The 11,876-nt window shown below is 57.5% G+C and carries 12 protein-coding genes; 3 read left to right on the forward strand and 9 right to left on the reverse strand.

The genetic code is table 11. The features are described from left to right. Positions 1-12 precede the first annotated feature (12 nt). Positions 13-732: a nicotinamide riboside transporter PnuC gene (gene pnuC, locus GO007_RS02705; RefSeq protein ID WP_095095185.1), complete on the forward strand. Its 720-nt coding sequence runs from the start codon at positions 13-15 to the stop codon at positions 730-732. Here pnuC and zitB read toward each other — a convergent pair. Together zitB and GO007_RS02715 are read right to left on the reverse strand one after the other, a co-directional pair. Continuing rightward, positions 729-1,667, reverse strand: coding sequence for a CDF family zinc transporter ZitB (zitB, locus tag GO007_RS02710; protein ID WP_095095188.1), 939 nt, complete (start codon positions 1,665-1,667; stop codon positions 729-731). The two genes, pnuC and zitB, sit on opposite strands and share 4 nt — an antisense overlap. Before the next feature lie 109 nt (positions 1,668-1,776). Next, positions 1,777-2,124: a YbgS-like family protein gene (locus GO007_RS02715; RefSeq protein WP_095095191.1), complete on the reverse strand. Its 348-nt coding sequence runs from the start codon at positions 2,122-2,124 to the stop codon at positions 1,777-1,779. 318 nt (positions 2,125-2,442) lie between these two features. On the opposite strand from GO007_RS02715, the gene aroG reads away from it, so the two are divergent. Beyond that, positions 2,443-3,495 carry a 3-deoxy-7-phosphoheptulonate synthase AroG gene (aroG, locus tag GO007_RS02720; protein WP_095095194.1) on the forward strand — a complete coding sequence of 351 codons (1,053 nt, stop codon included), beginning with the start codon at positions 2,443-2,445 and terminating at the stop codon, positions 3,493-3,495. A 93-nt stretch (positions 3,496-3,588) separates the two neighbouring features. Here the strand turns inward: aroG and gpmA are convergent, their stop codons facing one another. From gpmA to modE, 7 genes are all read right to left on the reverse strand, one after another. After that, positions 3,589-4,341 (reverse strand): 2,3-diphosphoglycerate-dependent phosphoglycerate mutase, encoded by a 753-nt coding sequence (gene gpmA, locus GO007_RS02725; protein WP_041144652.1) that lies wholly within the window; start codon positions 4,339-4,341, stop codon positions 3,589-3,591. A gap of 334 nt (positions 4,342-4,675) precedes the next feature. After that, positions 4,676-5,719: a galactose-1-epimerase gene (gene galM / locus GO007_RS02730; protein ID WP_095095197.1), complete on the reverse strand. Its 1,044-nt coding sequence runs from the start codon at positions 5,717-5,719 to the stop codon at positions 4,676-4,678. Next, positions 5,713-6,861: a galactokinase gene (gene galK, locus GO007_RS02735; protein ID WP_095095200.1), complete on the reverse strand. Its 1,149-nt coding sequence runs from the start codon at positions 6,859-6,861 to the stop codon at positions 5,713-5,715. Before galK ends, galM begins: the two co-directional genes overlap by 7 nt. Positions 6,862-6,863: 2 nt before the next feature. Next, on the reverse strand, positions 6,864-7,910 hold the full coding sequence (galT, locus tag GO007_RS02740) for a galactose-1-phosphate uridylyltransferase (protein ID WP_095095201.1): 1,047 nt from the start codon (positions 7,908-7,910) through the stop codon (positions 6,864-6,866). 9 nt (positions 7,911-7,919) lie between these two features. Then, positions 7,920-8,936: a UDP-glucose 4-epimerase GalE gene (galE, locus tag GO007_RS02745; RefSeq protein WP_095095203.1), complete on the reverse strand. Its 1,017-nt coding sequence runs from the start codon at positions 8,934-8,936 to the stop codon at positions 7,920-7,922. A gap of 206 nt (positions 8,937-9,142) precedes the next feature. Beyond that, entirely contained in the window at positions 9,143-10,618 is a 1,476-nt protein-coding gene (gene modF, locus GO007_RS02750; protein ID WP_095095206.1) for a molybdate ABC transporter ATP-binding protein ModF, read from the reverse strand. 67 nt (positions 10,619-10,685) lie between these two features. After that, the gene (modE, locus tag GO007_RS02755; RefSeq protein ID WP_095095209.1) at positions 10,686-11,474 is read right to left on the reverse strand and encodes a molybdenum-dependent transcriptional regulator; all 789 of its coding nucleotides are present in this window, start codon (positions 11,472-11,474) and stop codon (positions 10,686-10,688) included. 152 nt (positions 11,475-11,626) lie between these two features. Between modE and GO007_RS02760 the strand changes: the two genes are divergently transcribed. Further along, positions 11,627-11,776, forward strand: coding sequence for an AcrZ family multidrug efflux pump-associated protein (locus GO007_RS02760; RefSeq protein WP_041144659.1), 150 nt, complete (start codon positions 11,627-11,629; stop codon positions 11,774-11,776). The last annotated feature ends 100 nt before the right edge of the window (positions 11,777-11,876 follow it).

The following is an 11,876-nucleotide window of genomic DNA, read 5'->3' on the forward strand; positions in this document are numbered from 1 at the left end:
TCTGGGGAAAAGATGGATTTTTTAAGTACACAGAATATTTTGGTACATATACCCATTGGCGCCGGGGGATATGACTTATCCTGGATTGAGGCCATAGGGACGATTGCCGGGCTGCTGTGCATCTGGCTGGCGAGTCTGGAAAAGATCGGCAACTATGCCTTTGGGCTGATTAACGTCACCCTGTTCGCCATTATCTTCTTTCAGATCCAGCTCTATGCCAGCCTGCTGCTGCAGGTATTTTTCTTCGTGGCTAACGTCTACGGCTGGTACGCCTGGTCGCGGCAGACCAGCAGCCATGAGGCCGCGCTGCAAATCCGCTGGCTACCGCTACCCAAAGCGCTGGGCTGGCTGGCGGCGTGCGTGGTGGCGATTGGCCTGATGACGGTATTTATCGATCCGGTATTCGCGTTCCTGACGCGGGTGGCGGTGACGCTGATGCAGGGGCTGGGACTGCAGGTCGCCATGCCGGAGCTACAGCCGGATGCCTTCCCGTTCTGGGACTCCTGCATGATGGTGCTGTCGATCGCAGCCATGATCCTGATGACCCGCAAATACGTTGAGAACTGGCTGCTGTGGGTGATTATTAACGTGATCAGCGTGGTCATTTTTGCGCGGCAGGGCGTCTACGCGATGTCGCTGGAATACCTGCTGCTGACCTTTATAGCCGTCAACGGCAGCCGGATGTGGATCAACAGCGCGCGTGAGCGGGGTTCTCACGCGTTTTCTCGCTAGTGATGATGCTGATGGGCGTGCCCGGAGTGAGTCATGTTAAGACGGCATTCCGGGCCGCTGCAGGGCTGATACTCCATCTGCACGGTCGCGTGCTCAACATTGTACTTGTGGTGCAAAAATGCCTGGATACGATTCAGCAGGGCGTCGTGATCGTGCGGAGGGACGACCTGTACGTGCAGCGTCATCACCGTTTTTTCCCCGACCAGCCAGACGTGAACATGGTGCACGTCGCGGACCTCGGCAACCGAACGGCGTAAATCACGCTTCAGACCGTCAACATCCAGCGAACGCGGCGCCCCCTCCAGCAGCTCGTTCAGGCTCTCCTGCAGCAGCCGCCAGGCGCTGCGCAGCACCAGGCAGGAAACCAGCACCGACAAAATCGGGTCAATCGGCGTCCAGCCGGTGGTTAAAATCACTATCGCGGCGATAATCGCGCCCACCGAACCAAGTAAATCGCCCAGCACGTGCAGCGCCGCGGCGCGAACGTTAAGGTTGCGCTCCTCGCTGCCGCGGTGAAGGATCCAGAAGGCCAGAATATTGGCCAGCAGCCCGGCAACGGCGATGATCATCATGGCCGCCCCGGCGACGGGCTGCGGATGATTAAAGCGCTGAATCGCTTCCCATACGATAAGGATGGTAATGACCACCAGCGCGATGGCGTTAACGAAGGCGGCGAGGGTCGTCAGACGCAGCCAGCCAAAGGTATGCCGGGCGTTAGGTGGACGGCTGGCAAAACGGACGGCCAGCAGGGCGAAGAGCAGGGCGGCGGAGTCGGTCAGCATATGGCCGGCGTCGGCCAGCAGCGCCAGAGAGCCTGAGAGCGCGCCGCCAACGGCTTCAACCACCATAAAGCCGGCGGTGACGATAAAGGCCAGCAGCAGGCGGCGAGCGTTATTATCCTGCGGCTGCTGAGGTGAATTATGCGAGTGCGCCATGGTGTCATCCCCTGATTATTCTCATTATTACTGTATGACATCATACCGATTTTCGGTGAATAAAATAAAAAAGGAGAGCCGCGGCTCCCCCTGTTTTCAGGCGCGGATGCTACTGCGTCGTCCCGTCCGTTTTGCTACCGTTATCGCCTGGGGTGCTTTCCGGGCAGCGGCCGTCCTTGCACATCGCATTTTTATGGGCTTCGTCGCTGGTCATTCCGTCATGGTTCATGGTTGAACCGTCGGAGTTGAGCATCTTGTCGCCAGAGTTGATCTTATCGTTATCAACCTTGTTTGGCGCGACGTTGGCGCGGGCATCAGGCGCGACCTGCCCGGCATCGGCGGAAGCGTTGGCCTGTCCGTTGTTGGACTGGGCGCCCGTATCTGCTGCCAGCGCGGCGGCGCTGCTCAGGCCAAGGGTAGCGGCTAAAAAGAGTGGGGTGAGGATGGTCATTTTCATAGGATGCTCCTGTTATGGTCGATATGTCGGATAACCTCTTCCAACAGTGCATGTGCCAGAGTTCACGCGCTCTCTACGGTTAAAAGCTTCACATCAATAAGTTACATCAGCACGGAATACTGATTAGTGGCGTGAAGATTGGTCTTAACAGTTAAAAATTGTAGTTCATGACCTGTTTTTCGCTGCTTTATTGCGTTTTTTAATCTATTTTCAGGATTAATCTGTTGTCACTGTAAAATCACGTTTACACTTTTTGAATGAAGAGATAGATTGGGGGGATTGCATTTAAATAGATAAGATGGCAGAGCTGGAAAGAAAATGAATTATCAGAACGACGATTTACGCATTAAAGAGATCAACGAATTACTCCCTCCCGTTGCGCTTCTCGAAAAATTCCCCGCGACCGAAAATGCTGCTAATACCGTGGCGCATGCTCGTAAAGCGATCCACCAGATCCTCAAGGGCAACGACGATCGTCTGCTGGTTGTTATTGGGCCCTGCTCTATTCACGATACGGCGGCGGCGAAAGAGTACGCTGAGCGCCTGCTGACCCTGCGAGAAGAGCTGAAAGGCGAGCTGGAAGTGGTGATGCGCGTCTATTTCGAGAAACCGCGCACTACCGTCGGCTGGAAGGGGCTGATCAACGATCCGCATATGGATAACAGCTTCCGCATCAACGACGGTCTGCGCATTGCGCGTAAGCTGCTGCTGGAGATTAACGACAGCGGTCTGCCGGCGGCGGGCGAATTCCTTGATATGATCACCCCCCAGTACGTCGCTGACCTGATGAGCTGGGGCGCAATCGGCGCGCGTACCACCGAATCACAGGTTCACCGCGAGCTCTCCTCAGGCCTCTCATGCCCGGTTGGATTTAAAAACGGTACCGACGGGACGATTAAAGTCGCTATTGATGCCATCAACGCCGCCGGCGCGCCGCACTGCTTCCTGTCGGTGACCAAGTGGGGTCATTCGGCGATTGTGAACACCAGCGGCAACAGCGACTGCCATATCATTCTGCGCGGGGGTAAAGAACCAAACTACAGCGCGAAGCACGTTGCTGAAGTGAAGGTTGGGCTGGCGAAAGCGGGTCTGCCGGCGCAGATCATGATCGATTTCAGCCACGCCAACTCCAGCAAACAGTTTAAAAGACAAATGGACGTGGGGAGCGATGTCTGCCAGCAGATTGCCGGCGGCGAGCAGGCGATTATGGGCGTGATGATTGAAAGCCACCTGGTGGAAGGTAGCCAGAGCCTGGAGAGCGGAGAGCCGCTGACCTATGGTAAGAGCGTGACCGATGCCTGCATTGGCTGGGAAGACACGGATATTATCCTGCGCCAGCTGGCGGATGCGGTGAAAGCCCGCCGCGGGTAGCGTGTTCATTGCCCGACCGCGCGTCGCGACGCCGGGATTAAGGGCAAATAAAAAAGCGTGGAGCAATCCACGCTTTTTTTATACCGGCGAAAATTACTTCGCTTTACCCTGGTTCGCTACCGCCGCCGCTTTGGCAGCGATTTCATCAGCATTGCCCAGATAGTAATGTTTGATCGGCTTAAAGTTTTCATCGAACTCATATACCAGCGGCACGCCGGTCGGGATATTCAGTTCGAGGATCTCTTCTTCGCCCATGTTGTCGAGGTACTTCACCAGCGCACGCAGGGAGTTACCGTGAGCGGCAATAATGACGCGCTCACCGCTTTTCAGACGCGGCAGAATGGTTTCATTCCAGTAAGGCACCACGCGCTCGATGGTCAGCGCCAGGCTTTCAGTGACCGGCAGCTCGGCATCGGTCAGTTTCGCATAACGCGGATCGTGGCCCGGGAAGCGCTCGTCGTCTTTGGTCAGCTCTGGCGGCGTAATGGCAAAACCACGGCGCCACTGCTTAACCTGCTCGTCACCGTATTTCTCAGCGGTTTCGGCTTTGTTCAGACCCTGCAAAGCGCCGTAGTGGCGTTCGTTCAGTTTCCAGGATTTCTCAACCGGCAGCCAGGCTTGATCCAGTTCGTCCAGCACGTTCCACAGGGTATGGATGGCACGTTTCAGCACAGAGGTATAAGCAAAGTCGAAGCTGAAGCCTTCCTCTTTCAGCAGTTTACCTGCCGCTTTTGCTTCACCCACGCCTTTTTCGGACAGATCGACATCGTACCAACCGGTGAAACGGTTTTCGTTGTTCCATTGGCTTTCGCCGTGACGGACCAGTACCAGCTTAGTTACAGCCATTCTCTCACTCCTCAATACAACACGCCGTCCTTCGCGCTGTGGCTCAGCGGCCGCCTTCGTTCCCCCTGCGAGCATAGCGAGACTATGTTTTGCGGGACTCACTCAGCGGCCGAATCGATACAACCCGAATGCTGCGGTGTATGCGTTTATTGATTGATAACTATTCTCATTATATTGCTGTGATTTACCTCACGGCAACGCTTATCCCTAACCATAGCGAAAATAGTGGCTCAGTGTAAGATGCTTGTAAATCAGCGGTTATATTTTTGTCGGCAGGTGGCGTAATTTACGCCAAAGTGGCGAAAAAAAGCCCTCCATCAGGAGGGCGGGGGCATTATCTGGCGATGAACTGGTATTCCGTCAGGCTGACGTACTCCTCGCCCGGGCGTAATACGCAATCCGGCTGCGGCCAGTGCGGGTGGTTTGGCGAGTCGGGCAGGAATTCGCTCTCCAGCGCCAGGCCTTGCCAGTCTGCGTACGGTTGTTCCGTGCGCGACGGCGTGCCGCCGAGGTAGTTGCCGGAATAAAACTGCAGCGCCGGGGCGGAGGTGTACACCGTCATCTGCAGCTTTTCATCCTGCGACCAGACGTGGGCCGCCGGCTGGCCGGCATCGCCCTGCGCCTGCAGCAGAAACGCATGATCGTAGCCTTTCACCTTGCGCTGATCGTCATCGCTCAGGAACCGCTCCGCCAGCACCTGAGGTTCGCGGAAGTCAAAGCTGGTTTCGCTAACGTCGCGCAGATCGCCGCCGGGGATGCCGTCGCTCTCTACCGGCAAATAGCGGTCGGCGAAGAGCTGCAGCCGATGCTGACGAACGTCGGTCTGCTGACCATCAAGGTTGAAGTAGACGTGGTTGGTCAGATTCACCGGGCAGGGCCGATCGACGGTGGCGCGATATTCGATGGCAATACGGTTATCGTCGGTCAGGCGATAGCGCGCCGTAGCCTGCAGATCTCCGGGGAATCCCTGGTCGCCGTCGGCGGAAGAGAGTGAAAACAGCGCCTGGCGTTCGTCGGCGCTGACTATCTGCCAGCGGCGCTTATCAAATCCGTCCGGCCCGCCGTGCAGCTGGTGGCCAGCGTCATTGGACGGCACCAGGTTGACGGTATGGCCATCGAGAACGAACCGGCTGTCGGCGATGCGGTTGGCATAGCGACCGACCGAGGCGCCGAGATAGGCCGCCTGGCGGGTATATTGTTCCGGCGAGGCGCAGCCGAGCAGGGCTTCGCGGACGCTGCCGTCAGCCAGAGTGACCTGGGCGGAGAGCAGCGTAGCGCCCCAGTCCATCAGCGTGACCACCATCCCGGCGTCATTGCGCAAGGTAATGAGCTGCCACGGCTGGCCATCCGGCGCGCGTTCTGTTGTTTGATTTAGCACTGTCCGGCTCCCTGCGAAGGTTTGCAAACGTAGAAGGTCTCTTTAATACCGGTTTTCGCTTCATACTGCGCGGCAACGGCCTGCTGAACGGTATCCACCAGCTCTTCCGGCACCAGCGCCACAATGCAGCCACCGAAGCCGCCGCCGGTCATGCGTACGCCGCCTTTGTCGCCGATGGCGGCTTTGACGATCTCGACCAGGGCGTCAATTTGCGGGACGGTAATTTCAAAATCATCGCGCATCGAGGCGTGAGACTCTGCCATCAGTTCGCCCATACGCTTCAGGTCGCCTTTCTCCAGCGCGCTGGCGGCTTCGACGGTGCGGGCGTTTTCGGTCAGCACGTGGCGAACGCGCTGAGCAACGATCGGGTCCAGCTCAGCGGCCACGGCGTTGAATTCGGCAAGGGTAACGTCACGCAGCGCCGGCTGCTGGAAGAAGCGCGCGCCGGTTTCGCACTGTTCGCGGCGGGTATTGTATTCGCTGCCGACCAGGGTGCGTTTAAAATTACTATTGATGATCACCACCGCCACGCCTTTCGGCATCGAGACGGCCTTGGTGCCCAGCGTGCGGCAGTCAATCAGCAGGGCGTGGTCTTTCTTGCCCAGCGCGGAGATCAGCTGGTCCATAATGCCGCAGTTACAGCCGACGAACTGGTTTTCCGCCTCCTGACCGTTCAGCGCGATTTGCGCGCCGTCCAGCGGCAGATGATAGAGCTGCTGGAATACGGTTCCAACGGCAACCTCCAGCGACGCCGAGGAGCTTAAGCCGGCGCCCTGGGGAACGTCTCCGGCAATGACCAGATCCGCGCCGCCGAAATGGCTGTTGCGCTTCTGCAGATGCTTCACCACGCCGCGCACGTAGTTGGACCACTGTTGGCTATCGTGGCTGACAATTTTCGCATCCAGCGAAAACTCGTCGGACTGATTTTCATAATCCGCGGCGATCACGCGTACCACGCGGTCCGTGCGCGGCGCGCAGCTGATGACCGTTTGATAATCAATGGCGCAGGGCAGCACGAAACCGTCGTTATAGTCGGTATGTTCGCCGATCAAATTAACGCGACCCGGAGCCTGAATGGTGTGGCTGGCAGGGTAGCCAAATTTCTCGGCAAACAGGGCTTGGGTTTTTTCTTTCAGACTCATTGTTATTCTCCGGATTCGCGAAAATGAACGTCGCTGACCGCGCGCAGACGCTCGGCGGCTTGCTCCGCCGTCAGGTCACGCTGGGTTTCGGCCAGCATTTCGTAGCCGACCATAAATTTGCGTACCGTAGCGGAACGCAGAAGCGGCGGATAAAAGTGGGCGTGTAGCTGCCAGTGATTATTGTCTTCACCATTAAACGGCGCGCCGTGCCAGCCCATAGAGTAGGGGAACGAGCACTGGAACAGGTTGTCGTAACGGCTGGTCAGCTTTTTCAGCGCCAGCGCAAGGTCGGTGCGCTGTGCGGCGGTTAAATCGGTCAGGCGCAGGATGTGCGCTTTCGGCAGCAGCAGGGTCTCAAATGGCCAGGCCGCCCAGTAGGGAACAACGGCCAGCCAGTGTTCAGTTTCGACAACCGTGCGGCTGCCGTCGGCGAGTTCACGCCGGGCGTAATCCACCAGCATCGGCGAACCGTACCCGGCGTAGTGCGCCTTCTGCAGGCGATCTTCGCGTTCGGCTTCGTTCGGCAGGAAGCTGTTGGCCCAGACCTGGCCGTGCGGATGCGGGTTGGAGCAACCCATCGCGGCGCCTTTATTCTCAAACACCTGCACCCACGGGTAGTGCTGGCCGAGATCGGCCGTCTGTTCCTGCCACGCTTTAACCACGCCGTCCAGGGCTTCAACGCTCAGCTCAGGCAGCGTTTTGCTGTGGTCTGGCGAGAAGCAGATGACCCGGCTGGTCCCGCGCGCGCTTTGACAGCGCATCAGGGGATCGTCGCTTTCCGGTGCATCCGGGGTATCGGTCATCAATGCCGCAAAGTCGTTAGTAAACACGTACGTGCCAGCGTAATTCGGGTTGGTATCACCGGTGACGCGGGTGTTACCCGGGCACAGGAAACAGTCCGGATCGTGCGCTGGCAAGGTCAGTTTTGCCGGCGTTTCCTGCGCCCCCTGCCAGGGGCGCTTGGCGCGATGCGGGGAAACCAAAATCCACTGCCCGGTTAACGGGTTATAGCGACGGTGCGGATGGTCGACGGGGTTAAATACGCTCATGACGGTTCCTTAGTCTGGGTAACCCTGCGGATGACGGGACTGCCAGTGCCAGGTGTCCTGTGCCATCTCGTCAAGGTTGCGCGTGACGCGCCAGTTCAGTTCACGGTCGGCCTTTTCGGCGTCAGCCCAGTAGGCCGGGAGATCGCCTTCACGGCGCGGCGCGAAGTGGTAGTTAATCGGTTTGCCGCAGGCTTTGCTGAAGGCATTAATGACGTCAAGGACGCTGCTGCCAACGCCTGCGCCAAGGTTATAAACGTGCACGCCTGACTTACCGGCCAGTTTTTCCATCGCCGCAACGTGACCGTCCGCGAGGTCCATAACGTGGATATAGTCGCGCACGCCGGTGCCGTCTTCGGTCGGATAGTCGTTACCGAATACCGCCAGCGATTCGCGACGGCCCACCGCCACCTGCGCAATGTACGGCATCAGGTTGTTGGGGATGCCCTGCGGATCTTCGCCCATATCCCCGGACTGGTGAGCGCCAACCGGGTTGAAGTAGCGCAGCAGCGCAATGCTCCACTCGGGCTGGGCTTTCTGCAGGTCGGTAAGAATTTGTTCGACCATCAGCTTGCTTTTGCCATACGGGCTTTGCGGAGTGCCGGTCGGGAAGCTTTCAACGTAAGGGATCTTTGGCTGGTCGCCGTAGACGGTAGCGGAGGAGCTGAAAATAAAGTTTTTAACGCCGGCGGCGCGCATGGCGGAAACTAACTTTAACGTGCCGGTCACATTATTGTCGTAGTATTCCAGCGGTTTAGCGACGGATTCGCCGACGGCTTTCAGTCCGGCAAAGTGGATCACCGCCTCAATGGCGTGATCGTGCAGGATCTCGGTCATCAACGCTTCATTGCGGATATCGCCTTCAACAAAGGTCGCTTTTTTCCCGCCAAGACGCTCAATCACCGGCAGCACGCTGCGCTTACTGTTGCAGAGGTTGTCGAGAATAATCACTTCATGTCCCTGCAGCAGCAGCTGTACGCAGGTATGACTTCCAATGTAACCGCTACCACCTGTAACCAATACTTTCATGACTCGCTCCAATAGGCTTATCGTATGTGAAGACGATAGCATATCAAAGAACGAAAAAGTGTGACACAGACCAAATTGGTGGTATCGCTTACACTAAAATACACAAACGCGATGTTTAAATAAATACTATTTTAAAACATGATGTTAGTGGTTATTTGTGAACTTTATCTGAAAAAATACAGGGATCTGCAGACCCCTGGATTGGCTTATTTTGCCAGCGGACCGATCCGGTAAGTGTAACCGTCTCCACTCGGAATAAACTCCAGGCGGTGGGTGATGCAGTCCGGGGCGTCTTCGGCATGGTGGGAAACAAACAGCAGCTGGGTGGCCCCTTCGCTAATCAGCACGTCAACAAAGCGGCGTACCAGCTGGCGGTTGAGAGGGTCGAGCCCCTGCAGCGGCTCGTCGAGGATCAGCAGCGTCGGGTGTTTCACCAGCGCGCGGACAATCAGCGCCAGACGCTGCTGGCCCCACGACAGGCTGTGGAACGGGGCGTCGGCGGTGCGGCCGTCAATACCCAGAATATCCAGCCAGGTTTGTACCAGCTTGCGCTGCTTATCGGAAACGGCCTGATAGATGCCGATCGAGTCGAAATAGCCCGACAGAATGACGTTGCGCACGGTGGTGCTGACGCGATACTCCAGGTGCAGGCTGCTGCTGACGTAGCCGATATGCTTTTTGATATCCCAGATGGTTTCACCGCTGCCGCGACGGCGGCCAAAAAGGGTCAGGTCGTTGCTGTATCCCTGGGGATGGTCGCCGGTGATCAGGCTGAGCAGCGTCGATTTCCCGGCGCCGTTGGGCCCGACTATCTGCCAGTGCTCGCCGGGGTTTACCTGCCAGCTGAGGTGATTGATGATTGGCCGGTCATTGTATGACACCACGCCATCGTTGAGGATAATGCGCGGCGTATCGGCAGCGAGAGAGTGGCGGGCGGCGGGCGCATCCGGTTCCGGTAACGCGATCCCGTCAAGCTGCTCGCTGTGGGCCAGCTGGGCGATCAGCGCCTGCTGCAGCAGGGTCTGTTTCTCACCGATCTCGCTTAGCGTACAGTCCGCCAGCACGCCGGCAAACTGGACGAATGCGGGGATTTCATCGAACCGGTTGAGTACCAGCACCAGGGTGATGCCTTCTCCGTTCAGGGTTGCCAGCAGTTCGGCCAGCTGGTGGCGGGAGGCCACGTCAAGGCCGTCGAAAGGCTCATCAAGGATCAGTAAATCCGGTTTGGCCATCAGCGCCTGGCACAGCAGCGTTTTGCGCGTCTCGCCGGTGGAGAGATATTTAAAACGGCGCTGCAGCAGGCTGGAAATGCCAAACAGCCCGGCAAGATGAGCGCAGCGGGCGGCATCCTTATATTCATCCTGGATTATCTCATGCGTAAAGCGGCCGGTATCTTCTTCGCCAGGGCTGAGCAGATCGGTGTTGTTGCGCTGCCACTCGTCGCTGACCAGCTTCTGTAGCTGTTCAAAGGAGAGGCGGGTGATGCGGGTAAAATCACTTTCACGCCGGCCGGAGAGCAGGGTGAGTTCGCCGGATAGCGCGCGGGCCAGCGCGGATTTACCGCTGCCGTTGCTACCGACGAATGCCCAGCTTTCGCCGGCGCCAACGGTGAGGTGTTCAATATTTAGCGTTTTTGTGTCGCTCAGGCGGAACGTGCCTTGCGATATTTGCAATGATGACATTGTGTATCCCACTTTTTGCAGCAAAGTGCTTCAGGGATACGTCTTCAGGCGAATAATGTCAATCCCGTCAGCACAAGGTGGCAAGAATGATGCGATCGGCATTGAAATAGGCGATCGCCTCGGCACCTTCAGCCAGATCGCGAATCTGCTCCCGAGGCAGGGTCGCACACAGGTTCTGGCCGTCCGGCAGCGTCATCAGCACTTCGCACTGCTCCGGCCCGTATTCGATATGACCGATCCGTCCCGTGAGCTGGTTGTCCGCTTCTGCGGCCACCGCCGGGTCCTGGGTCATACCGACCCACGGCGCTTTCAGCAAAACCAGTACCTCCTGGCCTTCATCCAGGCCGAGCCGTTCGGCGCTTTGGGCGGTGATCGCGACTTTAAAGCGGGTCTGTCCGTCGGCCAGCAAAACCTCCACATGCTGCTGCACCTGCTGATGGTCGCGGCCGGTGATGGTGCCAAACCACTGGTTACGGGCGCTGGTTTGCAGGGAGAAGCGGGAGATGGCGGCGAGCAGGCTGTCGAGAGGCAGCGCGTCGTCGTCGCTCAGGACGTCAAAAGCTTTCTGTTGAATCTGCGCCAGCAGATCGTAAAGCTGAATCAACCGCTGGCCGTAGCGGGTCAGCACCGCGCCGCCGCCGCCTTTACCGCCGGTCGCGCGGTCAACCAGCGCCTGCTCGCTGAGCTGATTCATTTCGTTAATGGCATCCCACGCGCTTTTATAGCTGATGCCGGCATTTTTCGCGCCCTGGCTAATTGAACCCGTCTGGTCAATCTGTTTCAGCAGGGAGATGCGGCGAGGGTCGGCGAACAGGCGCTGCTGTAATTTCAGGGTGAGGAGAATTTCGGCCTGCATAATAATATCCTGGCAAAAAGGGTATTGTGACCGATAGCGAGCATCTTGCAAGATAGATCTATGACCGTAGTCGGCGAGGCATCGCACAAATGGGGCGTGTTTTTCCTGCTGAAACGGTTACAATTAAGCATTCGTACTTTCTGGAGCCAACTATGTTAGAGCTATTGAAAAGTCTGGTTTTTGCCGTGGTCATGGTCCCGGTGGTGATGGCTATCATCCTCGGTCTGATTTACGGTCTGGGCGAAGTGTTCAACATCTTCTCCGGCGTCGGTCATAAAGATCGCGGCCAGCAAAAAAACTGATTTCCTGACGCCCGGTTTCTCCGGGCGTTTTTTTATCCCTTCCTTTTGATCCTCCTCTATTTACCACCAATTCGCACTGGGAAAACCCTGTTCACATCGT

Origin of the sequence: Klebsiella sp. 10-1 (genome assembly GCF_009758445.1) — a bacterium.
Taxonomy (GTDB): domain Bacteria; phylum Pseudomonadota; class Gammaproteobacteria; order Enterobacterales; family Enterobacteriaceae; genus Klebsiella; species Klebsiella scottii.